27 protein-coding genes and 1 pseudogene are annotated in these 25,360 nt (G+C 72.4%); 20 read left to right on the forward strand and 8 right to left on the reverse strand.

What is annotated here, in order from left to right; genetic code table 11:
- Nucleotides 1-8 precede the first annotated feature (8 nt).
- The 3 genes from FB454_RS11160 to FB454_RS11170 form a co-directional block, all read right to left on the reverse strand.
- Complete coding sequence (locus tag FB454_RS11160; RefSeq protein ID WP_013283370.1) at nucleotides 9-1,226, reverse strand: cation:proton antiporter; 1,218 nt, start codon at nucleotides 1,224-1,226, stop codon at nucleotides 9-11.
- A 5-nt stretch (nucleotides 1,227-1,231) separates the two neighbouring features.
- On the reverse strand, nucleotides 1,232-1,732 hold the full coding sequence (locus tag FB454_RS11165; protein WP_013283371.1) for a cation:proton antiporter regulatory subunit: 501 nt from the start codon (nucleotides 1,730-1,732) through the stop codon (nucleotides 1,232-1,234).
- 81 nt (nucleotides 1,733-1,813) lie between these two features.
- A complete protein-coding gene (locus FB454_RS11170) occupies nucleotides 1,814-2,032 on the reverse strand; it encodes a winged helix-turn-helix domain-containing protein (protein WP_013283372.1) in 219 nt (72 codons plus the stop codon).
- A gap of 204 nt (nucleotides 2,033-2,236) precedes the next feature.
- On the opposite strand from FB454_RS11170, the pseudogene FB454_RS11175 reads away from it, so the two are divergent.
- The 16 genes and pseudogenes from FB454_RS11175 to FB454_RS11250 all read left to right on the forward strand — a co-directional run bounded on the left by FB454_RS11175 (nucleotide 2,237) and on the right by FB454_RS11250 (nucleotide 15,163).
- A pseudogene (locus FB454_RS11175) lies at nucleotides 2,237-2,553 on the forward strand (DivIVA domain-containing protein).
- Nucleotides 2,550-2,816, forward strand: coding sequence for a hypothetical protein (locus FB454_RS11180; RefSeq protein ID WP_013283374.1), 267 nt, complete (start codon nucleotides 2,550-2,552; stop codon nucleotides 2,814-2,816). The pseudogene FB454_RS11175 and the gene FB454_RS11180 overlap by 4 nt, the downstream one beginning before the upstream one ends.
- An 85-nt stretch (nucleotides 2,817-2,901) precedes the next feature.
- Nucleotides 2,902-5,493, forward strand: a complete 2,592-nt coding sequence (gene clpB / locus FB454_RS11185) for an ATP-dependent chaperone ClpB (protein WP_013283375.1) — start codon at nucleotides 2,902-2,904, stop codon at nucleotides 5,491-5,493.
- Nucleotides 5,494-5,725: 232 nt separating this feature from the next.
- Nucleotides 5,726-6,106: a hypothetical protein gene (locus FB454_RS11190; protein WP_071097236.1), complete on the forward strand. Its 381-nt coding sequence runs from the start codon at nucleotides 5,726-5,728 to the stop codon at nucleotides 6,104-6,106.
- Between the two features lie 81 nt (nucleotides 6,107-6,187).
- Nucleotides 6,188-6,826: a DUF4178 domain-containing protein gene (locus FB454_RS11195; RefSeq protein ID WP_030269724.1), complete on the forward strand. Its 639-nt coding sequence runs from the start codon at nucleotides 6,188-6,190 to the stop codon at nucleotides 6,824-6,826.
- Between the two features lies 1 nt (nucleotide 6,827).
- The gene (locus FB454_RS11200) at nucleotides 6,828-7,322 is read left to right on the forward strand and encodes a DUF2617 family protein (RefSeq protein WP_013283378.1); all 495 of its coding nucleotides are present in this window, start codon (nucleotides 6,828-6,830) and stop codon (nucleotides 7,320-7,322) included.
- Nucleotides 7,319-7,744, forward strand: a complete 426-nt coding sequence (locus FB454_RS11205) for a DUF4247 domain-containing protein (RefSeq protein ID WP_013283379.1) — start codon at nucleotides 7,319-7,321, stop codon at nucleotides 7,742-7,744. Before FB454_RS11200 ends, FB454_RS11205 begins: the two co-directional genes overlap by 4 nt.
- A gap of 31 nt (nucleotides 7,745-7,775) precedes the next feature.
- Nucleotides 7,776-8,198, forward strand: a complete 423-nt coding sequence (locus tag FB454_RS11210; RefSeq protein ID WP_030269725.1) for a DUF350 domain-containing protein — start codon at nucleotides 7,776-7,778, stop codon at nucleotides 8,196-8,198.
- The gene (locus FB454_RS11215; protein WP_145822909.1) at nucleotides 8,198-8,971 is read left to right on the forward strand and encodes a hypothetical protein; all 774 of its coding nucleotides are present in this window, start codon (nucleotides 8,198-8,200) and stop codon (nucleotides 8,969-8,971) included. The genes FB454_RS11210 and FB454_RS11215 overlap by 1 nt, the downstream gene beginning before the upstream one ends.
- Nucleotides 8,968-10,536 carry a polyamine aminopropyltransferase gene (locus FB454_RS11220; protein ID WP_145822910.1) on the forward strand — a complete coding sequence of 523 codons (1,569 nt, stop codon included), beginning with the start codon at nucleotides 8,968-8,970 and terminating at the stop codon, nucleotides 10,534-10,536. Before FB454_RS11215 ends, FB454_RS11220 begins: the two co-directional genes overlap by 4 nt.
- Before the next feature lie 67 nt (nucleotides 10,537-10,603).
- Complete coding sequence (locus tag FB454_RS11225) at nucleotides 10,604-11,602, forward strand: hypothetical protein (protein WP_041784385.1); 999 nt, start codon at nucleotides 10,604-10,606, stop codon at nucleotides 11,600-11,602.
- A 69-nt stretch (nucleotides 11,603-11,671) separates the two neighbouring features.
- The gene (locus FB454_RS11230; protein ID WP_030269731.1) at nucleotides 11,672-12,427 is read left to right on the forward strand and encodes a hypothetical protein; all 756 of its coding nucleotides are present in this window, start codon (nucleotides 11,672-11,674) and stop codon (nucleotides 12,425-12,427) included.
- Between the two features lie 72 nt (nucleotides 12,428-12,499).
- Nucleotides 12,500-13,228, forward strand: coding sequence for a hypothetical protein (locus FB454_RS11235; RefSeq protein ID WP_030269733.1), 729 nt, complete (start codon nucleotides 12,500-12,502; stop codon nucleotides 13,226-13,228).
- On the forward strand, nucleotides 13,225-14,034 hold the full coding sequence (locus FB454_RS11240) for an SDR family NAD(P)-dependent oxidoreductase (RefSeq protein WP_145822911.1): 810 nt from the start codon (nucleotides 13,225-13,227) through the stop codon (nucleotides 14,032-14,034). The genes FB454_RS11235 and FB454_RS11240 overlap by 4 nt, the downstream gene beginning before the upstream one ends.
- Before the next feature lie 154 nt (nucleotides 14,035-14,188).
- Nucleotides 14,189-14,728, forward strand: a complete 540-nt coding sequence (gene pyrE / locus FB454_RS11245; protein WP_013283387.1) for an orotate phosphoribosyltransferase — start codon at nucleotides 14,189-14,191, stop codon at nucleotides 14,726-14,728.
- A 57-nt stretch (nucleotides 14,729-14,785) separates the two neighbouring features.
- Nucleotides 14,786-15,163 (forward strand): ArsR/SmtB family transcription factor, encoded by a 378-nt coding sequence (locus FB454_RS11250; protein WP_007454255.1) that lies wholly within the window; start codon nucleotides 14,786-14,788, stop codon nucleotides 15,161-15,163.
- 172 nt (nucleotides 15,164-15,335) lie between these two features.
- Here the strand turns inward: FB454_RS11250 and FB454_RS11255 are convergent, their stop codons facing one another.
- Genes FB454_RS11255 through FB454_RS11265 form a run of 3 tightly spaced genes read right to left on the reverse strand, consistent with a single transcriptional unit; the run spans nucleotide 15,336 to nucleotide 20,208 of the window.
- The gene (locus tag FB454_RS11255) at nucleotides 15,336-16,181 is read right to left on the reverse strand and encodes a DedA family protein (RefSeq protein ID WP_030269737.1); all 846 of its coding nucleotides are present in this window, start codon (nucleotides 16,179-16,181) and stop codon (nucleotides 15,336-15,338) included.
- A 23-nt stretch (nucleotides 16,182-16,204) separates the two neighbouring features.
- The gene (locus tag FB454_RS11260; RefSeq protein WP_145822912.1) at nucleotides 16,205-18,721 is read right to left on the reverse strand and encodes a polynucleotide kinase-phosphatase; all 2,517 of its coding nucleotides are present in this window, start codon (nucleotides 18,719-18,721) and stop codon (nucleotides 16,205-16,207) included.
- Nucleotides 18,718-20,208: a 3' terminal RNA ribose 2'-O-methyltransferase Hen1 gene (locus tag FB454_RS11265; RefSeq protein WP_091330466.1), complete on the reverse strand. Its 1,491-nt coding sequence runs from the start codon at nucleotides 20,206-20,208 to the stop codon at nucleotides 18,718-18,720. Before FB454_RS11265 ends, FB454_RS11260 begins: the two co-directional genes overlap by 4 nt.
- Before the next feature lie 118 nt (nucleotides 20,209-20,326).
- On the opposite strand from FB454_RS11265, the gene FB454_RS11270 reads away from it, so the two are divergent.
- On the forward strand, nucleotides 20,327-20,809 hold the full coding sequence (locus FB454_RS11270) for a SigE family RNA polymerase sigma factor (protein ID WP_145755007.1): 483 nt from the start codon (nucleotides 20,327-20,329) through the stop codon (nucleotides 20,807-20,809).
- Nucleotides 20,809-21,861, forward strand: coding sequence for an LCP family protein (locus FB454_RS11275; protein ID WP_145822913.1), 1,053 nt, complete (start codon nucleotides 20,809-20,811; stop codon nucleotides 21,859-21,861). Before FB454_RS11270 ends, FB454_RS11275 begins: the two co-directional genes overlap by 1 nt.
- 12 nt (nucleotides 21,862-21,873) lie before the next feature.
- Here the strand turns inward: FB454_RS11275 and FB454_RS11280 are convergent, their stop codons facing one another.
- Nucleotides 21,874-22,083: a hypothetical protein gene (locus FB454_RS11280; RefSeq protein ID WP_013283392.1), complete on the reverse strand. Its 210-nt coding sequence runs from the start codon at nucleotides 22,081-22,083 to the stop codon at nucleotides 21,874-21,876.
- Between the two features lie 138 nt (nucleotides 22,084-22,221).
- Here FB454_RS11280 and FB454_RS11285 point away from each other — a divergent pair, with 138 nt between their 5' ends.
- Together FB454_RS11285 and fbaA are read left to right on the forward strand one after the other, a co-directional pair.
- Entirely contained in the window at nucleotides 22,222-22,605 is a 384-nt protein-coding gene (locus FB454_RS11285) for a phage holin family protein (RefSeq protein ID WP_013283393.1), read from the forward strand.
- A gap of 195 nt (nucleotides 22,606-22,800) precedes the next feature.
- The gene (fbaA, locus tag FB454_RS11290) at nucleotides 22,801-23,823 is read left to right on the forward strand and encodes a class II fructose-bisphosphate aldolase (protein WP_013283394.1); all 1,023 of its coding nucleotides are present in this window, start codon (nucleotides 22,801-22,803) and stop codon (nucleotides 23,821-23,823) included.
- Nucleotides 23,824-23,915: 92 nt separating this feature from the next.
- Here fbaA and FB454_RS11295 read toward each other — a convergent pair whose 3' ends face one another.
- Nucleotides 23,916-25,127 (reverse strand): LOG family protein, encoded by a 1,212-nt coding sequence (locus tag FB454_RS11295; protein ID WP_186461581.1) that lies wholly within the window; start codon nucleotides 25,125-25,127, stop codon nucleotides 23,916-23,918.
- Nucleotides 25,128-25,360: the final 233 nt, after the last annotated feature.

Here is a 25,360-nt window from a genome sequence, read left to right on the forward strand (position 1 = left end):
CGGCCCGGTCAGTCGCCGGTGCCCAGGGGCAGCGGCGCGGGCGGCCGTGCGGCGGCGGCGCGGGTGCGCAGCCACTGCTTGAACCACGGGCTGTCCGGCAGGCGGGCGAGCAGCGGCCCGGTCACCACCGTGATCAACACGTACGCGGTGGCGAGCGCGGCGAGCTTCGGCTCCACCGGGTAGACGGCCGCGACGGCCAGCCCGGCGATGACGATGGAGAACTCGCCGCGCGGGGTCAGCGCCAGGCCGGCCCGCCAGCGTCCGGGCTCGGCGATCCCGGCCCGGCGGGCGGCCAGGTAGCCGGTGGCCACCTTCGTCGCCATGGTCACCACTGCGAGCAGCAGCGCGGGCAGCAGCACCGGCGGCATGTCCAACGGGTTGGTGACCAGCCCGAAGAACACGAAGAAGACCGCGGCGAACAGATCACGCAGCGGGGAGAGCAGCTCGGTGGCGTGGTGCGCCACCGGCCCGGACAGCGCGATGCCCACCAGGAACGCGCCGACCGCCGCCGACACCTGGAGCTTGGCCGCGACACCGGCGACCAGCAGGGTCAGGCCGAGCACGCCGAGCAGCAGCGCCTCCGGATCCTTGGCGGAGAGCGCGGCGGAGATCAGGTGGCCGTACCGGATCGCCACGGCCAGCACCACGACCACGGTGAACACCGCGACGGCGAGCGCGATGCCGCCCTTCATCAGGCCGACCCCGGCGAGCAGCGCGGTGACCAGCGGCAGGTAGAGGGCCATCGCCAGGTCCTCGATCACCAGGACGGAGAGGATCACCGGGGTCTCCCGGTTACCGACCCGGCCCAGGTCGCCGAGCACCTTCGCGATCACGCCGGACGACGACACCCAGGTCACGCCCGCGAGCACCACCGCCGCCACCCAGCCCCAGCCGAGCAGGAGCGCGAAGGCGAACCCGGGCAGCGCGTTGAACACCGCGTCGATCAGGCCGGCCGGCGCGGCGGACCGGAGGTTGCCCACCAGCTCGTTCGCGCTGTACTCCAGGCCGAGCATGACCAGCAGCAGGATCACGCCGATCTCGGCGCCGACCGCGAAGAACTCCTCGCTGGCGTTGAGCGGCAGCAGACCACCGTGCCCGAACGCCAGGCCGGCGAGCAGGTACAGGGGGATGGGCGACACGCCGAAGCGACGGCTCAGCCGGCCGAGCAGGCCGAGCAGGAGCAGCAGCGCACCGACCTCGATGAGCAGGATTGTGGTTTCGTGCATACGCGTCAGCCGTCCGGATCGGTCTCGGCGAGGATCGCGGTCACGCCGTCGAGCCCCTGACGGGTACCGACCACGACGACCACATCGCCGGCTTCGAACCGGAAGGTGGGATCGGGCGAGACGTTCACGGCGCCCTGACGCAGCACGGCCACGATCGACGCGCTGGTCCGGGTGCGTGCCTTGGTGTCCGCGAGCCGCCTGCCGACGTACTTCGACCCTGCCGGCATGGCGATCTGCTCGGTCAGCAGCCCGGCGGCCTGCTCGCGCAGCCCGGAGAGCTGACCCAGCATCAGCGACGCGCCGAGGATGTCGGCGAGCGCCTCCGCCTCGTCGTCGGTCAGGGGTATGTCATGTTGGCAGGAGTCGGGATCGTCCGGGTCGTATAGGACCAGGTCGCGGCGGCCATTGCGGTGGGAGACCACGCCGAGCCGGCGGCCGGACTCCGTCATCAGATCATGACGTACGCCGATCCCGGGCAGGGCGGTCTGTTCGACACGTACTCGCACGCCGGTGAGGCTACCGCTGCCACGCACGCACCGCGTCCGGGGCCGAACTACAGGCTGCACAATGCGGCTCGGGCGGCTCGTCTAGGTCCGTTCGGCCACGAACACGCCGACACCTTCGAGCGTCTCGGTGAGGCCGGTCGCGCGCAGGATCATCATCGCCTTGCCGACGACCGTGTCGGAGACTCCGTATTCCTTGCACAGTTGGGCGCGGCTCGGCAGCTTGGTGCCGGGTGGCCACTCTCCCGAATCGATCTTGCTCTTCAGTTCGTCTGCGAGCACTTGGTACTGCTGCTTGGGCATACACACTCCCCGGATGGCATGCCCATTCGACCATGCACCCACCTCCAACCTCAAGCAATTGTGGGTCGATCGTTGACCTACGACTGGTACCGATTGTAGGTTGCTGGCGAACGCTCCCGGATGGCACCTGGAGCTTCCAGGGTCGGGGCGGGCATCCCCCGTGGCTCGTCCCGACCCCCGTCCTCGGCGAGAAGGGACAGTGTCGTGCGCAATATCCTGCGAATACGTCCGAAGCGGCGGAACGCGCGCCCGCCCGACTCCGCGCCGGGCGGCCCCTACCGCTCCGCGTCGTACCTTCCGCTCCGGCCCTGGCAGGTGCGGGGCCGCAGCTTCAGGACGTGCCGGCGAGGGCTGGACCCCGCCGAGGTCGCCGCGTTCCTCGACCGCGTCGCCGGGGACCTCGCCGCCGCGTACGCCGAAGTCGCACGTAGCCGGGACGAGACGGCGCGGATCAGGGCGCGTTGCGCGAGTGGCAGTCCCGTCAGGCTCCCTCGATGCGCGACCTGGCCGGGCGGCCGTGACCGGGCGGTACGTGATCCATCTGCCGGTGCGCGCGGCGGACCTGGCCCGGGCGAAGATGCTCGGTCGCACGGCCGGCCGGTCGTTGGCGTTCCTCGCGGTGGTGGAGCTGGGCGGGATCACCGTGTCGACGGAGGACGACCAGTCCGTACGCCATTGGGTGTTCTGCGACCGCAAGCTGGACGGCGGCCGGCGTTGCGTGCTGCGCGCCGACCACGAGACTCCCTGCCTCGCGCGTCTCCCCGGCCGGACCGGAGGACGGTGACTCAGGTCACAGCGGTGGAGTTGAGCGGAATAGACTCAACTCTGGTTGTGTCATGTCCAGTGGACACGCCGATCCGGGGGAGCCCATGAACACGGAACGTCTCACCACCAAGAGCCGCGAAGCCATCACCGGTGCCGTCGCGCTGGCGAACCAGCGCGGTCACGCCACCGTGGAGCCCTGGCACCTGCTGCTGTCACTGCTGGACACCGAAGGCTCGACCGCCGCGGGCCTGCTGCGCGCCGTCGGAGCCGACCCCGCCGAGCTGCGCCGCGTCGCCCAGCGCTCGGTCGACGCGCTGCCGGCCGCACGCGGGTCGAGCATCGCCGAGCCGACCCTGGCCCGCGAGTTCGTCAACGCCATCGGCGCCGCCGAGCAGATCGCGCGGCCGCTGGGCGACGAGTACACCTCCACCGAGCACCTGCTGGCCGGGCTGGCCCGGGTCGGCGGCGCGGTCTCGGTAGCGCTGAAGAACTCCGGCGCCACCGAGGAGAACCTGGTCGCCGCGTTCCCGACCGTCCGGGGCGGCGACCGCCGGGTCACCACCGCCGACCCGGAGCAGACCTACCAGGCCCTCGCCAAGTACGGCGTGGACCTCACCGCCAGCGCCCGCGACGGCAAGATCGACCCGGTGATCGGCCGGGACTCGGAGATCCGCCGGGTGATCCAGGTGCTGTCCCGGCGTACCAAGAACAACCCGGTGCTGATCGGCGAGCCGGGCGTCGGCAAGACCGCGATCGTGGAGGGCCTGGCCCAGCGGATCGTGGCCGGCGACGTGCCGGAGTCGCTGCGGGACAAGAAGCTCGTCTCGCTCGACCTCGGCGCGATGGTCGCCGGTGCGTCCTACCGCGGTCAGTTCGAGGAGCGGCTGAAGTCCGTTCTGGAGGAGATCAAGAACTCCGACGGCCAGGTCATCACGTTCCTGGACGAGCTGCACACCGTGGTCGGCGCCGGCAAGGGCGAGGGCTCGATGGACGCCGGCAACATGCTCAAGCCGATGCTGGCGCGCGGCGAGCTGCGGATGGTCGGCGCGACCACGCTCGACGAGTACCGCGAGCACATCGAGAAGGACCCGGCCCTGGAGCGCCGCTTCCAGCCGGTGCTGGTCGGCGAGCCGACCATCGAGGACACCATCGGCATCCTGCGCGGGCTCAAGGAGCGCTACGAGGTGCACCACGGCGTACGGATCACCGACGCCGCACTCGTGGCCGCCGCCTCGCTCTCCGACCGGTACATCACCGACCGGTTCCTGCCGGACAAGGCGATCGACCTGGTGGACGAGTCAGCGTCCCGGCTGCGCATGGAGATCGACTCGCGCCCGGTCGAGGTGGACGAGATCGAGCGGGCGGTACGCCGCCTGGAGATCGAGGAGATGGCGCTCGCAAAGGAGCCGGACGCCGCGTCCGCCGAGCGTCTGGAGCGGCTGCGCAAGGAGCTGGCCGACAAGCGCGAGCAGCTCACCGCGCTCTCCGAGCGCTGGCAGACCGAGAAGAGTCACATCACCAAGCTCTCCACGGCCAAGGAGGAGCTGGAGCGCCTCGGTGGCGAGGCCGAGCGGGCCGAGCGCGACGGCGAGCTGGAACGCGCCGCCGAGCTGCGGTACGGCCGGATCCCCGCGCTGCGGACCGAGCTGAAGCAGGCCGAGGAGGAGCTGGCCCGGCTCCAGGCCGACGGCGCGATGCTCAAGGAGGAGGTCGGCGCGGACGACATCGCCGCAGTGGTCGCCTCCTGGACCGGCATCCCCGCCGGGCGGCTGCTCGAAGGCGAGACCGCCAAGCTGCTCCGGATGGAGGAAACGCTGCGCGGCCGCGTGGTCGGCCAGGCCGAGGCGGTGGGCGCGGTCTCCGACGCGGTACGCCGCGCCCGGGCCGGCGTCGCCGACCCGGACCGGCCGACCGGCAGCTTCCTGTTCCTCGGCCCGACCGGCGTCGGCAAGACCGAGCTCGCAAAGGCGCTCGCCGAGTTCCTCTTCGACGACGAGCGGGCCATGGTCCGCATCGACATGAGCGAGTACGGCGAGAAGCACTCGGTGGCCCGCCTGGTCGGCGCCCCGCCCGGGTACGTCGGCTACGAGGAGGGCGGCCAGCTCACCGAGGCGGTACGCCGCCGGCCGTACTCGGTGATCCTGCTGGACGAGGTGGAGAAGGCCCACCCGGACGTCTTCGACGTGCTGCTCCAGGTGCTCGACGACGGCCGGCTCACCGACGGTCAGGGCCGTACCGTGGACTTCCGCAACGCGATCCTGATCCTCACCTCGAACCTCGGTTCGTCGGTGATCAGCGACCTGACGCTCACCGAGAACGAGCGCCGGGAGGGTGTGCTCGCGGTGGTCCGGTCGCACTTCAAGCCGGAGTTCCTCAACCGGCTCGACGACATCGTGGTGTTCGCCGCGCTCCAGGGCGAGGACCTGCGGTCGATCGTGGACATCCAGCTCGACCGGATGCGCCGCCGGCTGGCCGACCGCCGGCTGGGCCTGGAGATCACCGACGCGGCCCGCACGTGGCTGGCCGAGCACGGGTACGACCCGATCTACGGTGCCCGCCCGCTGCGCCGGCTGGTGCAGTCGGCGATCGGCGACCAGCTCGCGAAGGCGCTGCTGGCCGGTGACATCCGCGACGGCGACACGGTCCGCGTCGACCTGTCCGACTCCAAGGAGTCCCTGGCGGTGACCGCCGCCTGACCCGCACCACCCCGCGAAGGCCCGGCCCTCCCGGCCGGGCCTTCGCCGTCCCCGGCCGTGCCGGCCCGCGTGCCGTGGGTGCTGTGCGCCGTGGGTGCTGTGCGTCGTGGGTGCTGTGCGCCGTGGTGTTAACAAGGGGCCCTTCCTCTACCGGAGGCGTTAAAAGGGGGCCCTTCCTTTCATGCGAACGGAGTGAGCGTGAGGGGTTGGTGGGGTGGGCACATAGTGGGGCATGAGCGGGAGCTGGGAACGGGAACTGGACGCGGCCGCGCGGGAACTCGACGGCGCGGACACCCTCGCCTTCGGCGGGGTGGGACTGGCGGGGCAGATCCTGCCCGCGACCGAGGCGTACCGGACGCTGGAACAGGGGCTGCGGGAGCACCCGGAGGCGGCCCGCAAGCGGGTCGACAGGTTGCTCCGCAAGGGTTCGCCGGCCGGCCGGGCGTACGCGGCGACGCTGCTGGAGGCGGTCGATCCGGCCGCCGGGCGGGACGCCTGGGCCCGGCTGCGCGGCGACGACGGCGAGTTCACCACGTTCTCCGGCTGCCTCATGGGCCGCGCCACGCTGGGCGAATACGCCGCCGACCGGCTCGCCGCCGCCGACAGTAGCTGAGCGCACACTCAGCGAACAGGACTTCAGCAGGCGTGCGTGCGGTTGTTACCGTTCCCGCCGAGCACGTTGGGGGAGGCGGTCGTGAACGGTTCGTTGGCGTGGGTGCTGGCCACGCTGGGATGTCTGGTCGGGGTGGCCGGAGTGGTGATCGCGGTGATCGCGTGGCGGAAGTCCCAGTCCGCGTCCCGCCCGAAGACGAAGGCGGCGCCGGGTGACCCGTTCCGGGACCGGGACGCGGACGCGCTGCGCGGCGACCCGCGCGCGCTCAAGCCCGGCGACATCGTCGAGATCCGCGCGGTGCCGTACACGGTCCGTGGCTCGGTGCACCTGGTCGAGGGCGGCTGGAGCTGGGCGGAGCACCTACTCGACGATGCGGGCGGCGTGAAGCGCTGGCTCTCCGTCGAGGCCGACCCGGACCTGGAGATGGTGCTCTGGACCAGCGAGCCGGGGGCCACCGTGACGCCCGGGGCCCCGACGCTGGAGATCGCCGGCCGTCGCTACAACTGGGACGAGTCGGGCCAGGCCCGGTACACGGCCACCGAGGGCACCGGCCTCGACCCGAACGGCACCATGCGCTACTACGACTACCAGGCGCCCGGCGGCGCACGGCTGTCGTTCGAGGCGTACGGGGAGGCCGGCTGGGAGGTCAACCTCGGCGAGGAACTGCGCCGCGCCGAGGTGATGATCTACCCGCAGGGTGGCCCGGACACGGTGCGCTGACGTGCTCGTCTGTCTGGACGCGCCGTACGTCGACACCAGCGCCGCCGATCTGAGCCTGGCCCTGGGCGGCCCGGAGCTGCCGGCGCTCGCCGTACGCGACATCGACCTGCCCGGCCTGCCCCGGCTGCGGCTGCGCCTGCTGGGCGCCTCCCACCAGGTCGTGCTCGGCACGCTCACCGAGACGGTCGCCTGCCTGCCCGGCCGCCCGCCGCACCTGCCGGGCACGCTGCACGACGAGACGGCCGGCTACCGGTTCCTCGCCACAGTGCTCCGGCCGGAGGGCGACGGCCTGCGTACGCGGGTCGCGGCGCTGCGCGCCGAACTGGCCGAGGACCCGTACGCGCTGATCGGCGTCTTCCCCGGCGACGAGGACGCGGTCACCGCGCTCTCCGTGCGGCCCGCCCCGCCGGACGGCGTGCTCGCCTGGCGCACCTGGCACGCCTACCCGCAGACCAACGAGTTGGTCCTGACCGAGACGGTGGTGGAGGAGCTGTGACGTACCGACGGTGGTTCGTGGTGGGCGTGGCGGTCGCCGTCATCGGCGCGCTCATCGCCGCCTTCACGATCTTCTACGGCAACTTTTCGCCGCGCGGCTACGTGGAGGACAACTTCTCCCGCGCCACCGGGCGGGACATCGGCTCGAACGCGATCGCTTACACCTCGAACAAGGCGCCGAGCGACGTGTCCAAGCAGATCACCGACACCTGGAAGCCGGCCGACCAGTACGTCGACGGCAGCGGCGTGTACCTGCGCTACGACGACGACTCGGTGGTGATCCTCCCGCTCGCCGTCGGCTCGGTGATCCTGCTGGAGAAGATGACCACCGCCTACCCCCGGTACCACAGCGTCGTCGGCAACAGCTGGGGCTGGGGCCGAGGCAGCACGGTCCGGGGCGGCGGCCCCGGTTCCGGCAAGTAGCCCCTCCGACCCCCTCACCCTGGAGTCTCCTGTGCAGCATCTCGTCACCGACCTGCTGGTCACCCTCGCCTACGGCGCGGTCGGCGTCGTCCTGATGGCGATCGGCTACGTCCTGGTCGACCTGGCCACCCCCGGCAAGCTCCACGAGCTGATCTGGACCGAGCGCAACCGCAACGCGGCTCTGCTGCTCTCGTCCAACCTGCTCGGGGTCGGCACGATCGTGGTCGCCGCGATCGTGGCCAGCGACGACGACTTCACGCTGGGGCTGGTCGGGGCCGCCGCGTACGGCATCCTCGGTCTGGTGATCATGGCGGCGGCGTTCGTGCTGCTCGACGTGGCCACGCCGGGCAAGCTCGGTGAGCTGCTCGTCGACCCGGAGCCGCACCCGGCGGTGTGGGTCTCCGCCACCGTGCACCTCGCCACCGGTGCGATCATCGCGGCCGCGATCATCTGATGAGCGGAAAGCCCGCACAGCGTTCGGCGGGGAAGGACAAGCGCACCCAGACGGTGATCTGGTCCGTGGTCGTGGGGATCGTGGTCGTCGTCTGCGCCATCGGTGTGTTCAGCGGCGACTCGGACACCTCCGTCCCCGCGCCGGTGGCCGACGAGCGGTCCGGCACCGTGCCGATCCTCCGGGCCGCCGCCGACAGCCAGGGCATCTGCTACGGCTGGGAACTGCTCGACGTGTACGACGAGGTGAGCGTCGGCTCCAACCTCGGCGACGGCACCACAGTCATCGACGCTCCCGGCTGCACGCGCTGGATCGCGGTGTCCGCGAACGTCCGGTACACCTCGTCGAGCAGCGAGTCGGAGGACTCCGCCACGATCCGGATCAAGGGCTCGGACGACATCGAGTTCGCCGACCTCGCCGCGATCGAGACCCGGCTGGGCCGCTTCGGGCTGGACGAGGAGGCATTCGTCGACGACCCGGGCTGGGCCGTCACCCGGGCCGCCACGATCCTGCCGCTGCTCGCCGCCGAGCGCGGGCTCGCCGAGCCGGCCGCCACCCCCACCGCCGGGCCGTCGACCGCGGCCGCACCGCTGCCGGACGCCGGCAACGACTTCTGGCGGGACCGCTGGATCTACGTCCTCAGCTCGCTCGGTCTGTTCCTGCTCGCCGCGCTGTTCCTCGTCGTGGGCGTGCGCCAGCGCCGCAACCACCGGGGACGGGTGCCCGCGCAGCGCGCCGGGGCGGGAGCCGCCGGACGTACCCGGAGCAGACGGTGACAGTCGACGTGGCCGCACGGCCGCGGTGGCGCCTGGCCCGCGCGGCGGTCCTGCTCGCGGTCTTCGTGTGCGCGGCCTGCGGCCTGGTGTACGAGCTGGCGCTGGTCGCGCTCGGCAGCTACCTGATCGGCGACACGGTCGGCCAGGCGTCGATCGTGCTCGGCGTGATGGTCTTCGCGATGGGCGTCGGCGCGCTGGTGGCGAAGCCGTTGCAGTCCCGGGCGGTGGTCTCGTTCGCGGTGATCGAGCTGACGCTGGCGCTGCTCGGCGGCCTGTCGGTGCTCGGCCTCTACGCCGCGTTCGCCTGGCTCGACCTGTACGGTCCGGCGCTCGTCGGCACCGCGTTCGTGCTCGGACTGCTGATCGGCGCGGAGATCCCGCTGCTCATGGTGATGCTGCAACGCATCCGGGAGCAGTCGGCGGGCAGCGCGGTGGCCGACCTGTTCGCCGCCGACTACGTGGGCGCGCTGCTCGGCGGGCTGGCCTTCCCGTTCCTGCTGATCCCGGTCTTCGGCCAGCTCAAGGGCGCGCTCGTGGTGGGCGCGGTGAACGCGGTCGCCGGTGTGGTGCTCGTCTTCACCGTGTTCCGCGCCGAACTCGGCCGCCGGGCGCGGGCCGCGCTGGGCGCGGCCACCGTCGTGGTCGGCCTGCTTCTCGGGTACGCCTGGGTGACCGCCCACGACTTCGAGGTGACCACCCGCCAGCAGCTCTACCGCGACCCGGTGGTGCACGCCGAGCGCAGCCGCTACCAGGAGATCGTGCTGACCCGATCGGTGCGCGAGCCCGGCCACTCCGACACCGACCTGCGGCTGTTCCTCAACGGCGACCTCCAGTTCAGCTCGATCGACGAGTACCGCTACCACGAGGCGCTCGTGCATCCGGCGATGCGGGGGGCGCACGGTGACGTGCTGGTACTCGGCGCCGGGGACGGGCTGGCCGCACGGGAGATCCTCAAGTACCCGGACGTGCGCTCGGTGACGCTCGTCGACCTCGACCCGGCAGTGGTCGAGCTGGCCCGCCGGGAGCCGCAGCTGCGCGAGCTGAACCGGGAGTCGCTCACCGATCCCCGGGTACGGGTGCTCAACCTGGACGCGTTCGCCTGGCTGCGTACCGCCACGGACCGCTTCGACGTGGTGATCGCCGACCTGCCCGATCCCGACGAGACGGCCACCGCGAAGCTCTACACGATCGAGTTCTACACGCTGATCCGGCCGGTGCTGGCCCCCGGCGGTCGGCTCGTCGTGCAGTCCGGGTCGCCCTACTTCGCACCCCGGTCGTACTGGTCGATCGAGCGGTCGGTGCGCGAGGCGGGCTTCGCCACAGTGCCGTACCACGTCGACGTGCCGAGCTTCGGCGACTGGGGGTTCGTGCTCGCCGCGCCGGGTGACGTCGCGCCGGACCTGGCGCTGCCGGACGATCCGCCGCCGCTGCGTTTCCTCACCCCGGCGGTGCTGGCCGCCGCCGGCACGTTCCCCGCCGACCGGGCCCGGATCGACGTACCGGCCTCCACCCTGTTGCGCCCGAGGGTGCTGGACTACGCCCGCGAGGAGTGGCGCGGCTACTAGGTTTCGGGACATGCCACCCGAATCGTCGTCGCGTCACCGACCGGGGATCGGCTGGCTGGTCCGCCGGCTGCCGACCCGGGCGGTCGAGGCGGCGTCCTACCTCCAGGCGTTCGTGCTCTCCGGCGTGGTCACCGTTCTGGCCGTGCGGGCGTACCTGAAGGCCACCGACTATCCACAGCTCGGCGGCGGCGGGCTGCACATCGCGCACGTCCTCTGGGGCGGCCTGCTGCTCGCCGTCGGCCTGGGCATCCCGCTCGTCTTCCTCGGCGGTGGCGCCCGCAGCGGCGGGGCGGTGATCGGCGGCATCGGGTTCGGGTTGTTCATCGACGAGGTGGGCAAGTTCGTCACCACCGGCACCGACTACTTCTACGCCCCCGCCGCCGCCATCATCTATGTCGCGTTCGCGCTGCTGGTCCTGCTCATCCAGGCGGTACGCGGGCGCACCGGCCGGTCCCGGCTGACCCCGGCCGAACGCACCGCGAACGCACTGGACATGGTGCTCAGCGGCCTGCCGGGCGGGCTGACCGACCGCCGCCGGATCGCCGTGCTGCGGCTCGTCCAGGGCACCGGACCGGCCACCGAGACGGCGGTGGCGCACCTGCTCGAAGCGGTGCCCCACCGGGAACCGCCGCCGGTGCCGCTCTGGCAGCGGGCGGCGGACCGGGCCCGGCGCCTCGCCGTCTGGGCGGCCGGACGCCGCTGGCTGGTCTGGCCGGTGGTGGTCTACCTGGTGGTGGAGCCGGTGCTCACGGTGGTGGCGGTGTTCCTCGACGGGGTGACCGGGAAACTGGACCAGGAACGGGAGTGGGGCGCGGTGCTCGGCGTCAGCGCCACCGCGTTGATCACCGCCGTGCTCGGTCTGTGGGCCGCCTGGCTGCTGCGCCGCAACCGGGCCGAGGCGTTCCGCCTGTTCAAGCTGGCGCTGCTCGTCGACCTGCTGTTCGGGCAGGTCTTCAACTTCACTGTGAACCAGTTCGGCGCGGTCTCCGCCGTCGCGCTCGATCTCGCGTTGCTCGGCGTGGTCACCGCCGAGCACCGCCGGTTGCGGCGCGCCGCCGAGAGGTAGAGCCGTTTCCGGCGTGCTGAGCTGGTGGAAGATCGCTACGGTGGGCATCTGATCCAGGAAGGGAGAATCATGGTCGATGCTCCGGGCACCCCGCCCCGCACGCGTCCCGGCGTGGTGACGCTCTCCAGTTGGCTGCTCATCCTCGTCGCCGCGATCCAGGTGCTGAACCTGATCGTGGCGCTGACCGTCGTCGGCAAGATCCGCGACGTTCTCACCGACGCGTACGCGGGCACCTCGGCCGAAGGGGCCGGCGACATCGCGTACGCGTTCAGCATCATCACGGCGGTCGTGTCGCTGCTGATCGCGGCCGGGCTCGTCGTCCTCGCGCTGCTGAACAACCGGGGCAAGAACGGCTCCCGGATCACCACCTGGGTGCTGGGCGGCATCCTGTTCTGCTGCACCGGCGGCGGGCTGCTGACCGGCCTCACCGGCGGCATGACGGGCGGCGGCAACACCACCGGTGACGTGCCCAGCTCGGAGGAGATCCAGCGCCGGCTGGAGGACGCGCTGCCGTCCTGGTACACCCCGGTCAACCTGCTGCTGGGTCTGGTCGCGCTGCTCGCCCTGCTGGCCGCGCTGATCCTGCTGGCGCTGCCGAAGGCGAACGAGTTCTTCCGCAAGCCCAAGGCCGGCTGGGAGCCGCCGGTGCCCGGTGGCGCCTACCCGGCGTACCCGTCGCACCCGGGCCAGTCCGGGGATCCGGCATACCCGTCGTACCCGCCGGCTCCCGGCACCCCGCCGTCGACGCCCGGCGGTCAGCCGCCGTCCGCGCCGGGTGGTCAGCCGGGTGAGCGCCGCGACCCGGAGCCGCCATCCGGAAGTTGACGTCCGGATTGCAGCGACGCCGACGATCCCTCCGAGTAGGTTGCAAGCCGACGCCTACCGGAGGGATCAGTCGTGTCGTACCCCGAACGGGCCGCACCCCGCCGGCCGGGCACGGTCCTCGCCGCGGCGGCGCTGCTGCTGGTGATGGCGGTGGGCGCCGTGGCGTACGCGGTGGTCAACCTGGCCGTCGGCGGCGGCACGGTGGACCGGTTCCGGGACGCGGCAGCCGAGCGGACCGGCGCCAGCGGCGGCGACGTCGACCAGGTGGCCGGTCTGCTGCGCGGCTCCACAGTGCTGGCCGCCGTGCTCGGCGTGCTCGCCGCGCTGCTGCTCGTCGGGCTCGCGCTCGGTCTGCTCGCCGGCCGGTCCGGTGCCCGCACGGCGACCTGGGTGGTCGCCGGCACGGGCCTGCTCTGCGGTTGCTGCGGGCTGGCGGTGCTGGTCGGCCAGCGGGCCGCCCCGCTGCGGCTCGGCGCGGACGACCGGATCACCGCCGACCTGCTGGGGCTCGTCGGCGACGCGTACCCGTCGTGGTGGATCCCGGTGAACGCGACGCTGTCGGTGGCGCAGATCCTCGGCTATCTGGTGGTCGCCGTGCTGCTCACGCTGCCGTCGTCCGGCGCGTTCCTGCGACGCCGTACCGCACCGCTGCGGCTGTCCGGCTACGGCTCGACAGTGTCCGGCGCGGCCGCCCCCGGGCCGACGCCCTGGGGGCCGCCACCCGGCCTGAACCCGCCCCCGTCCGTCCCGCCCGCGACGCCGCCGGGTGGGTTCCCGCCACCTCCCGAGGACAGCCGATGACCGGTGACACCCACCCCTCCCGGCGCCGCGCCCTGGTGACCGGCGCCAGCCTGGGCATCGGCGAGGCGTTCGCCCGCCGGCTCGCCGCCGACGGATGGGACCTCGTCCTGGTGGCCCGGGACGCCGCCCGGCTCGACGCGCTGGCGGCCGAGCTGACCGGCCGGCACGGCGGTGACGCCGAGACGATCGCGGCCGATCTGTCCACCGAGGACGGCTGCGCGGCGGTCGAGCAGCGGCTCACCGCCGGTACGCCGATCGAGCTGCTCGTCAACAACGCCGGCATCAGTCTGAGCACGTCGTTCGTCCGCTCGTCGGTGGCGGACGAGGCGCGGCTGGTCCGGCTCAACGTGCTCGCGGTGATGCGTCTGACCCACGCCGCCCTCGGTCCGATGATCGAGAGAGGCCGCGGGGCAGTGATAAATGTCTCTTCCGTTGCCGGCTTCGGTGTCCCCATGCCGGGGTCCACGTACTCGGCCAGCAAGGCGTGGGTGACGAATTTCAGTGAATCGATCGGCCAGTCCGTCGCACCGCTGGGTGTGCGCGTGATGGCGCTCTGTCCCGGCTACACGCGAACCGGAGTTCACGAACGCGCGGGCATCGACATGTCGCGCCTGCCCGCCTGGGCCTGGCTGCGAGCCGACGATGTGGTCGCCGAAGGGCTCCGTGACCTGCGGAAAGGCAAGTCGGTGAGCGTGCCGGACTGGAAGTACAAGGTGGCGGTGGCCGGGCTGCGGCACGCGCCGAAGCGGCTGCTGCGCGGCTTCCGGCGGGACACCCGGGGTGCGGTCGGCCGGCAGCGCGGCTGACCGGCGGCAGCCCGTACGCGCACCGGCCCGGCGGCCGGCCGGGATGGACGGTCGCACAGCGTAGCCGCTCATCGCCACCCGTCGGTCGCCCGCAGGGTTGACCAGGGCAGGCCCGAAACATGGCGCTCAGACTTGCGAAGTACGCTCTTGGGCCATGGGCGACCACGACGACCTGCGCAAATTCATCACTGACCTCGCTGTGGTGCACGGCCGGGTGGTGCTCTCGTCGGGCCGCGAGGCGGACTGGTACGTGGATCTGCGTCGCGTCACGCTCCATCACGAGGCTGCTCCGTTGATCGGCCGGGTCATGCGCGACCTCACCGCCGACTGGGCCTACGACGCGGTCGGCGGGCTGACCCTGGGCGCCGATCCGGTGGCCGCCGCCATGCTGCACGCCTCGGCGGGCACCGGCCACGCGGTCGACGCCTTCGTGGTCCGCAAGGAGGGCAAGGCCCACGGTCTCCAGCGCCGGATCGAGGGGCCGGACGTCTCCGGGCGACGGGTGCTCGCGGTCGAGGACACCTCCACCACCGGTGGAAGTGTGTTGACGGCTGTCGACGCATTGCGTGAGGCAGGGGCCGAGGTGGTGGGTGTGGCGGTTATTGTTGATCGAGGTGCCGGCGACACGGTGCGAGCCGCCGGATTGCCCTATCGGGCGGCCTATACGTTGGCTGACCTCGGCCTTGTGGCGTAAAAGTTTGCCGATTCGGATCTGCTGATATGCAGGCGGATCGATGCTGCTGGTGGAAGGATGGAATACGTGGGAACTGCGTTGGCTGAAATGACCATGCCTCAGATCTCGCCGCTTGCCGGCGAGCCGATCGAACGCGCCGACGCCGAGCGGCTTGCGGGGGTCCTCAAGGCCCTCGCTGACCCCGCCCGGCTGCGGCTGCTCAGCCTGATCCAGTCGGCTCCCGAGGGGGAGGCGTGCGTGTGTGACCTCACCGCGCCGCTCGGCCTCTCGCAGCCGACGGTCAGCCACCACCTGCGAATCCTCACCGAGGCCGGCTTGCTGGAGCGGGAGAAGCGCGGGGTCTGGGCGTACTACCGGCTGGTGCCGTCCGCGATCGCCACGATCGCGGATCTGCTCACCCCGCCGCGGAAGCGGGCCACCAAGAAGGCTCGCTGAAACCTTCGGGCCGACCCGACCGAGGGTCGTCCCGACCGGGTGACCGGTGGCGTGCGAGGGGTGGCGCCATCAGCGCACGGTGACGGCTGTCGTCGTCCGTGTGACCCGGCTGGAGCAGTGCTGTCGAAGGCCGGTCCTCGTTCGAGGGCCGGCCTTCGGCGTCCGTACGTGCTCAGCGGCGGTGCTGACCGCCGTGCCCGTCGCCGTGCCCGGGACGGTGCTCCTCGATGCCCTCCCGGGCCGCCTCCACAGTGCCGGCCACAGTCGCCGCGGTGATGACGGCGACCGCCTCGCCGCGCTTGCGTGCCCGCCGGTCGCGGAGGAACTCGAAGAAGATCGGCAGCACCGAGATCACGATGATCAGCGCGACCACCGGCAGGATGTACCTGTCGATCTTGTCGCCGATGGCGTCGTAGATCTGCCGGGCCAGCAGGTAGCCGATCAGCAGGATGCCGTCCACCCAGAGGACCGCGCCCACCACGTTCCACACGAAGAACTGGCGGGCCGGCATGCCGAGCACCCCGGCCACCGGGTTGAGGAACGTCCGCACGATCGGGATGAACCGGGCCAGCACCACGGCCTTCGCCGGGCCGAACTTCTGGAAGTAGTACTCCGCCTTCTCCACGTACTCCCGCTTGAACAGACGGGAGTTGGGCTTCTCGAACATGCGCCGGCCGTACCGGGCGCCGAGCCAGTGCCCGAGCTGGGCGCCGACGATGGCGCAGAGCGGACCGCCGATCATCAGCCCGGCCAGGGACAGGCGGGTGCCGTCGCCGAAGATGGCGTCGGCCACCGGAGAGGCGGCCACCCCGGCCAGGAACAGCAGCGAGTCGCCCGGGAAGAAGAAGCCGACGAGCAGCCCGGTCTCGGCGAAGAGGATCACCCAGACGCCGATCATGCCGAAGGTGTGGATGAGGTCCTTCGGATCGAGCGGGTTCAGCGCCACGCTCTCGGAGAACATCCGGGTCTTCTCTGCTGTGTCCACGGCCACACAGGGTACCCCGGCCCGGTCCGGCATTTCGGCCGGACCGGGCGTCCTCGTCAGAGGCGGGGGTCGACCGGCTCGGACTCGCAGGCGAGGATCGCGAACACCAGCTCGTGGCGGCGCCAGAGCGGGGCGTCCTCGGCCAGCGCGTCCAGGGCGGCCAGGCCCAGTCCGTGCTCGCGCAGGGCGAGCCCGCGCTTGCGACCCAGCGAACGGCGGCGCAACGCGGCGAGCTGCCCCGCCTCGGTGTACCCGGGACCGTAGATGATCCGCAGGTACTCCCGCCCCCGGCACTTGATCCCCGGCTGGAGCAACGAGCCCTTCGGCGAACGGGCGGCCAGGCCCGCGTACGGCTTGACCACCATGCCCTCGCCACCGGCCGCGGTGAGCGCCAGCCACCACTCGGTGGCGTCGGCCACCGCCGACTCGTCGGCCAGGTCCACCACCCGCCGCCGGGTCGGCGTGAAGAACTCCGGGTCGGCGGCGCAGAGCCGGTCGGCCAGCGCCAGGTGCCAGCCGTGGTCGCGGTCGGCGTAGCTCACCCCGGCCCCGGCCAGCACCGCGAACGGCGCCAGCGTCACCCCGCGCAGCCCGTCGGTCGGCCGGAAGTACGCCCGGTAGGCAGCCGAGTAGGCGGTGATCTCGGCGGCCCGCCCGGCCATCCGGTCGCGCAGCCCCGCCACCGGCATCCCGCGCCCGGCGGCGGTGTCCAGCGCGGCGAGCACCGCCGGCAACGCGGCCCGCCCGGCCGCGCCGACCCCGGCGTACTGCTCGCGGATCAGCCCGCTCGCCTTCGCCGACCAGGGCAGCAGCTCGGCGTCGAGCAGCAGCCAGTCGGTGTCCAGCTCGGCCCAGAGGCCGGCGCTGGTGACCGCGGCGCGCACCCGGGTCAGCAGCTCGCCGTCGAGCGGCGGATCGAAGAACGGCCTGCCGGTACGGGTGTGCACCACGCCGCCGCCGAAACGGCCCGGCTCCCGCTCCACGAGCACCACCGCTCGCGAGCCCATGTGCTTCTCCTCGCAGACCACCCGCTCGACGCCCGCCGCGCGGTAGTCGGCGAACGCCTCGGCCGGGTGCTCCAGGAACCCGTCCACTGCCGACGTGGAGCAGGGCGCCATCGTCGGCGGCAGCCACACCAGCCGGCCCGGGTCGACCGCGAACCGGCTCATCACCTCCAGCGCGGCGGCGGCGTTCTCGGCCGGCACGGTCAGCGACCCGTACGCGTGGGTGAGGTGCCGTCGCCCGGTCACGTCGGCCAGGTCCAGCACGGTGTCCGGCCGCGACGGCGTGACCGGGACCAGCGGACGTGCCGGGGCGTACCACTCCTTCACCGCCGGGACCGCCACCAGCTCCTTCTCCGGGTAGCGCAGCGCGGTGAGCTGCCCGCCGAACACGCAACCGGTGTCCAGGCAGATGGTGTTGTTCACCCACTCCGGCTCGGGCGTCGGCGTGTGCCCGTACACGACCATCGCCGAACCCCGGTAGTCCCGCGCCCACGGGTAGCGCACCGGCAGGCCGTACTCGTCGGTCTCGCCGGTGGTCTCGCCGTAGAGCGCGAACGACCGCACCCGGCCGGACGCCCGCCCGTGGTACGCCTCCTTCAGCCCGGCGTGCGCCACCACGAGCCGGCCGCCGTCGAGCACGTAATGGCTGACCAGGCCGTCGATGAACGTCTCCACCCCGGCGACGAACTCCGGCGACTCGGCGGCGAGCTGCTCCATCGTCTCGGCCAGGCCGTGGGTCAGCCGGACGTCCCGGCCGCGCAGCTTGCGCAGCAGCTTCTGCTCGTGGTTGCCGGGCACGCAGATCGCGTGCCCGGCCGCCACCATGCCCATCACCAGGCGGAGCACGCCGGGCGAGTCCGGGCCGCGGTCCACCAGGTCACCGACGAACACCGCGGTACGCCCCGACGGGTGCGCCGCGTCCACCGGGCGGCCCGCGTCGTCGTGCCGCAGCACGTAGCCGAGCCGGGACAGAAGCGCCTCCAGCTCGGTCCGGCAGCCGTGCACGTCCCCGACCACGTCGAACGGGCCGGTCAGCTCGCGCCGGTCGTTGAACAGCTTCTCGTAGCGGATCTCCGCGGCGTCGATCTCGTCCACCCCGCGCAGCACGTGCACCTTGCGGAAGCCCTCGCGGGCCAGCCGCCCGTACGACTGCCGCAGGTCGCGGCGCATCCGGTTGAGCACCTGGCGGCCGTGCGTCCGGTCGGCGCGCGCCTCCGTACGCTCCCAGGCCACCGCCTCCGGCACGTCCAGCACGATCGCCACCGGCAGCACGTCGTGCTCGCGGGCCACCCGGATCAGCCCGGCGCGGGCGTGCGGCTGGAGGTTCGTCGCGTCGACCACAGTCAGCAGTCCCCGCCGCAGCCGGATGGCGGCGACGTGGTGCAGCGCGTCGAACGCGTCGGCGGACGCGGACTGGTCGTTCTCGTCGTCGGCCACCAGGCCGCGGAACGTGTCCGAGGAGAGCACCTGGCTGGGCGCGAAGTGCCGCCGGGCGAACGTCGACTTGCCGGAGCCGGAGACGCCGACGAGCGCCACCAGCGCCAGCTCGGGGATGTCCAGGACGGTCATCGGTTCGTCGCCTCCTTCCGGTCGTTGCTGGTGTTCTCATTGCGGTCATCCCGCGTCAGCACCGCGATCTGGGTCGGCGTGCCCACCTCCGGGTCCTCGTCGCCGACGCCGCCGAGCACCGCCGTGTAGCCGTGCGCCGCCGCCACCCGGTCCACCCAGGCGGCGAACTCGGCCCGGGTCCACTCGAACCTGTGGTCCGCGTGCCGGAACCGGCCCGGCGCGAGCCCCTCGTAGCGCACGTTGTACTCGACGTTCGGAGTGGTCACCACCACCGTGCCCGGCCGGGCGTGACCGAACACCGCGTCCTCCAGCGCAGGCAGGCGCGGCGGGTCGAGGTGCTCGACGACCTCCATCAGCACCGCCGCGTCGTACCCCCGGAGCCGGTCGTCCCGGTAGGTGAGCGCGGACTGCCACAGCCGGATCCGGTCCCGCTGCCGCTCCGGAAGCCGGTCCAGGCGCAGCCGCCGGGCGGCCAGGCCGAGCGACCGGTCCGACACGTCGACGCCCACCACCTCGGTGAACCGCCGGTCGGCGACGAGCGCGGTGAGCAGCGCACCGCCACCGCAGCCCAGGTCCAGCACCCGGCTCGCGCCGCTGTCCCGCAGCGCGGCGAGCACCGCCTCCCGTCGCCGTACCGCCAGGGAGGCCCGGCGGACGTCCTCCGCCGTCCCGGCCCCGCCGCCCGACGACCCGGCCGGCTCTCCGGTCGACGGCTCGATGCTGTCGTCGGCGGGCGGCTCGTCGGCGAGCCGCAGCTCGGTCAGCCGGGCCATCGCCTCACCCGCGAGCGCCCGGCGGTGCGCCAGATAGCGGCGCGTGATCAGGCCCCGCTCCGGATGACCGGCCAGCCAGCCGGCACCGGCCCGCAGCAGCTTGTCCACCTCGTCCGGTGCCACCCAGTAGTGCTTGGCGTCGTCGAGCACCGGCAGCAGCACGTACAGGTGGTTGAGGGCGTCCGCGAGCCGCAGCGTGCCGGTCAGCGTCAGGTCGACGTAGCGGCTGTCACCCCACTCCGGGTACGTCTCGTCGAGCGGGATCGGGGTGGCAGTCACGGTCCAGCCCAGCGGGGCGAAGATGCGTACCGCCAGCTCGGCGCCGCCGCGGCAGCGCAGCACCGGCACCCGTACGGTCAGCGGGATCGCGCTCGCCGCCAGCTCGGGACGGTCGCGCGACTCGCCCCGCAGGGCGGAGCGGAACACCTTCGACAGCGCCGACGAGAGCAGGCTGGAGGCGGCGTACGGACGGTCGTTGACGTACTGCCCGAGCGCGAAGCCCTCCGGCGCCCGGTTCCGGCGGCCGCCGCCCAGCTTGAGCGGATCGACCTCGACCAGCAGCGCCGCGGTGCAGCGCGCCTCGTCCGCCTCCGGGTAGAACACATGCGCGGCACCGGCGGGCAGGTCGAAGCTCTGCACGCGGTCCGGATGCTTCACCAGGAGGTGTCCGAGGTCGGTCGCCGGGCGGTGGGTCGTGGTCAGGGTCAGCAGCACCCATCGATGATCTCGTGATCGCCCGGTTCCTGTCGTGGGGGTTTCCGGGGAGGCCGAATCCCGCCGCAATGTTCCGGCTGCCCGGGACCGTCCATGAAACGGGACACCGGGAGGTGCAGTGACGTACGAGGAGTTCGCCGACGCGCGGTTGGGCGCCCTGCTGCGGTACGCGGTCATGCTGACCGGGGATCCGCACCAGGCCCAGGACCTCGTGCAGGAGACCATGGTCCGGGTCCAGCTCAACTGGCGGCGGGTGGCCCGCACCGACGCCCCGGAGCGGTACGTGCGCCGGATGCTCACCAACCAGTTCATCGACTGGCGGCGCGGATCGTGGGCGCGGCGGGTGCTGCTGCGCGGCGAGGCGGACCAGTCGGTGCCCGCGCCGACCGACCACGCCCAGTCCGCCGTGGACCGGGACCAGGTCCGGTCCTGGCTGTCCCGGTTGCCCCGGCGGCAGCGGGCCGCGCTGGTGCTGCGCTACTACGAGGACCTGCCGGACGGGGAGATCGCCGAGATCCTCGGCTGCGCCGTCGGCACGGTTCGGTCCAGCATCTCGCGTGCGCTGGCCACCCTCCGAGCCGAACTCGTGGAGGTCTGCTGATGATCGAGGACGAGCTGCGGGCCGCGTTCGCCCGCCTCGAGGAGTCGACCCCGCCCGTCGGCCCGGTCCGGGCCGCCGTCGACCGGGCGGTGATCAGTCGCCGTCGGCGCCGTCGGCGCGTACGCCTGGCCGGGACCGCCCTGGCGGTCGCCGCCGTCGCGCTTGTCGGTTTCACAGCGATGGCGCCCCGGCCGCCGGCGCCGACGGCGGCGCCCGCGCCACCCACGCCGGTGCCGGAGCCCGGCGGAGCGCTGAACCTGCTGCTGCTCGGCGTCGACCAGTCGGTCGGCAGCCGGCGCGCCGACTCGGTGCTGCTGGTGCACCTGCCGGCCGACCGGAGCCGGCTCCACCTCGTGTCGTTCCCGCGTGACCTGCTGGTGCCGGTACCGCCGCAGGGCGGGACGGAGAAGCTCAATGCGACGTTCTCCCGCGCCGCCGGTTCGGGCACCGACCTGGCCGCCGGCTACCGGGCGACCCGCCAGGCGGTCGCCCGGCTGACCGGGGTACGCGTCGACGCCGGCGCGGTGCTCACGTACCCGGGGGCGCGTGAGCTGACCGACGCGGTCGGCGGCGTGCCGGTCTGCCTGCCGGCGCCGGTGCGTTCGGTGCACACCGAGCGGCGTTTCCCGGCCGGATGTCAGCGGCTCGACGGCGCGGCGGCGGTGGACCTGCTGCGGCAGCGGTACGGCCTGCGCGACGGCGGGCTGGACCGGGACCGCAACGCGGCCCGCTACGCCGCCGGTCTGCTCCGCCAGCTTCGGGAGCAGGGCACGGCGACCGATCCGGCGCAACTCGGCCGGCTGCTCCTGCGGATCGGACCGGCCGTCACGGCCGACACCGGCGACCTGTCGCTGCCGGCGCTGGTGGCCGCGAGCGGTCGAACCGCCGCGGCCGAGCCGGTCGCGCTCGCCTTCCCGGTACGCGACGAGTGGAACGGTCGCGGGTACGAGCCGGACCCGGAACTCGCCCCCGGGTTCCTGGAGGCGTTGCGCGCGGACCGGCTGGCGCAGTGGGCCGCAGAACACCCGGGTCAGGTCACCGCCCTGCGGTGACCGGGCGCCGGGTCAGCGGTAGTCGTCCTCGTCGGCGGCGACGACGCGGGCCTGCTCCATGGCGTCCCAGTCGTCGACCTCCATACCCCGGTGCGGCTCGCCGTCTGTCTCGTCGGTCACAGTGGTGGCCTGCTCCACCGCGTCGGCCGGCTCGGCCTCCAGATCCCGCTCCTCCGGGGCGAGGTGGTCACTGGGGGCGAAGTCCTCGTCGGGCTGACCCATCGTCCCTCCCTGTTCTCCGTGCGGGCATCGTCCCCACCACCGTACGGGCTGCTCCGGGCCGCCGCTGGGTGGCGGGCGGAACGGCGGAGTCGGCGATTGTCCCGCTCCCGGCGCGCGGCCGGTGCCAGGATGGGAGGCATGGGCTTCCTGATCCGACTGGCGATCACCGCGGTCGCGTTGTGGATCGCGACGCTGATCGTGCCCGGAGTGGAGGTGAGCGGCCGTAACACCGGCAGCAACGTGCTCACCCTGATCGTGGTGGCACTGGTCTTCGGTGTGGTCAACGCGGTGCTCAAGCCGCTCATCAAGGTGTTCGGCTGCGTGTTCTACCTGCTCACGCTCGGCCTGTTCGCGCTCGTGGTGAACGCGCTGCTGTTCCTGCTCACCGACTGGATCGCCGGGGTGCTGAAGCTCCCGTTCCACGTGGACGGCTTCTGGGCCGCCTTCTGGGGCGCCATCGTGGTCGCGGTGGTGAGCTGGCTGATCAGCGTCATCGTGCCGGACCGGCTGGAGAATCGGTGAGCGGCGTCCGGGCCGGTTGTGCCCCGCTCACGCTCCTACGGGATACTGCCCGCGGTGGACAGCGCGGTCCGGCGCAGCCGTGGACGTCAGCGACCGGAACGGTCGGCTCCGGGGAAGACCCGGGGCCGGAACGGCCGCCCTCCATGGAAGACAGCGGCCTGCACGGCCGAGAGCGGTAAGTAAGGAGCGTTCGACATGCCCATCGCTTCCCCCGAGGCTTACGCGGAGATGCTGGACCGGGCCAAGGCCGGCCGGTACGCGTACCCCGCGATCAACGTGACCTCCTCGCAGACGCTGAACGCGGCGCTCAAGGGCTTCGCCGATGCGGAGAGCGACGGCATCATCCAGGTCTCCACCGGCGGCGCGGAATACCTGTCCGGCCCGTCCGTGAAGGACATGGTGACCGGCGCTGTGGCGTTCGCCGCGTACGCGCACGAGGTCGCCAAGAAGTACCCGGTGAACATCGCGCTGCACACCGACCACTGCCCGAAGGACAAGCTGGACAAGTTCGTCCGGCCGCTGATGGCCATCTCGCAGGAGCGCGTCAAGGGCGGCCAGGAGCCGCTGTTCCAGTCGCACATGTGGGACGGCTCGGCCGTGCCGGTGGCGGAGAACCTGGAGATCGCCGAGCAGCTCCTCGCCGAGGCCGCCAAGGGCAAGATCGTCCTGGAGATCGAGGTGGGCGTCGTCGGCGGCGAGGAGGACGGCGTCGAGAACGCCATCAACGACAAGCTCTACACCACCGTCGACGACGGCCTGGCCATGGTCGACGCGCTCGGCCTGGGCGAGAAGGGCCGCTACATGGCGGCGCTGACCTTCGGCAACGTGCACGGCGTCTACAAGCCGGGCAACGTCAAGCTCCGTCCCGAGGTGCTCAAGCAGATCCAGGACGCGGTCGGCGCCAAGTACGGCAAGGACAAGCCGCTCAGCCTGGTCTTCCACGGCGGCTCCGGCTCGCTGCTGTCCGAGATCCGGGAGGCGCTGGACTACGGCGTGGTGAAGATGAACATCGACACCGACACCCAGTACACCTTCACCCGCCCGGTCGCGGACCACATGTTCCGCAACTACGACGGCGTGCTCAAGGTCGACGGCGAGGTCGGCAACAAGAAGATGTACGACCCGCGTGTCTGGGGCAAGGCCGCCGAGGCCGGCATGGCCGCCCGCGTGGTCGAGGCCTGCGAGCACCTGCGCTCCACCGGCACCACCATGAAGTGACACCCCGCGTGTAAGGAAGGGCCCCTTGTTAACGCTCGGCGTTAACAAGGGGCCCTTCCTCTACCGGAGGCGTTAAAAGGGGGCCCTTCCTTTCACTGCACCAGCACCCGGACGGCGTCGCGCACGTCGTCGGTCAGGTGGATCGTGTGCGACAGGTCGCCGAACGGGGACGCGGCGAACAGCGGCCGCAGCAGCGACTCCACCGGCAGCTCGGTGGTCCAGTACGTGCGGTCCAGGAAGACGTACGCCCCGCTCGCCCCGTCGGTGCCGTAGAACGTCTTGGTGGCCGCCTGGAACACCTCCTGCACGGTGCCGGCCTTGCCGGGCGCGAACACGATCCCGCCCCGGGCCAGCCGCAGGATCGTGTCCTCCCGGATGGCGTTGGAGAAGTACTTGGCGATCCGGCCCGCGAACAGGTTCGCCGGCTCGTGGCCGTACAACCAGGTGGGGATGGCCAGCCCGCCGGAACGGGCCCACCCGGTGCCTGGCGCCGACGGGCGGGGCGAGGGCAGCGCCGGGCCGTCCGCGTACCGCTTGCGCACCGCCAGCGCCGCCGCCGTGTACCGGTCGTGGTCGGTGAAGTCCGGCGCGACGGCGAGCACGTCGATCGCGGCGGACAGCTCCTCGGCCGGCCAGGCCGCGAGGAACGCGCCGAGGTTCGCCGCCTCCATCACACCCGGACCGCCGCCGGTGACCACCAGGCGGTCGGCCCGTGCCAGCTCCCAGCCCAGCACGGCGGCCATCCGGTACGCGACGCTGCCGCGCGGCACCGCGTGCCCGCCCATCACACCCACCACCGACTGAGGCCCGTGCGCGGCCAGCCACGACCGGGTGGCGTCGGCCAGCGCGTTGTCCACGCCGTGGTCGTGCAGTCGCTGACCGAGCGCCTCGCGTACGTCCGGCAGCGCGCCGCCGTGCGCCCGGAAGTGCGCGTACACCCGGGTGTCGTACATCCCGGCGAACCCGCCCTCGGCGAACCCGGCGGCCAGCTCGTCGGCGGTGTAGAGGTGCGACGGCTGGGTCGGGTAGGGCAGCCCGGAGAACGGAGGGACGACGTTGGCGCCCCGGCGGACCAGGTCCGCGCCCACCTCGCGGCCGGCGAAGCGGCAGCCCACGAAGAGCGTGCCGGTGACGTCGACGTCGCGCAGGTCGGGAACCGGGTCGAGGTCGAGGCGCAGGCCCTGCACGGTCAGACCGGCCAGGGTTCCCCCGGCCAGCCGCTGCTCGAACGCGGTGCGGGTCTCGATCTCGTTGACGTGGGGCGCGTGCGGCTCGATGACGTCCGCGGGCGGTGGGGTCGGCACCAGGCCATCCTGCCCCCGCGCGGCAAGTGCCGAAACCGGGGGCGAGAACGACAGGAGCCCGGCGGGCACGCCGCCGGGCTCCTGCGTAACCGGGTCCTGGGGAGGCTCCGGATCTGTATTTGTAGTGCAAGAACCACGGCGGCGGCATGGGCCGCGGGTACGTGTGCTCCCGCCGCAGGCGTGACGAAACCCTCAGCCGTTCAGCCAACCGTACGGGCGAGGCCCCTCGCGTA

Source organism: Micromonospora sp. CNZ297 (assembly GCF_007827625.1).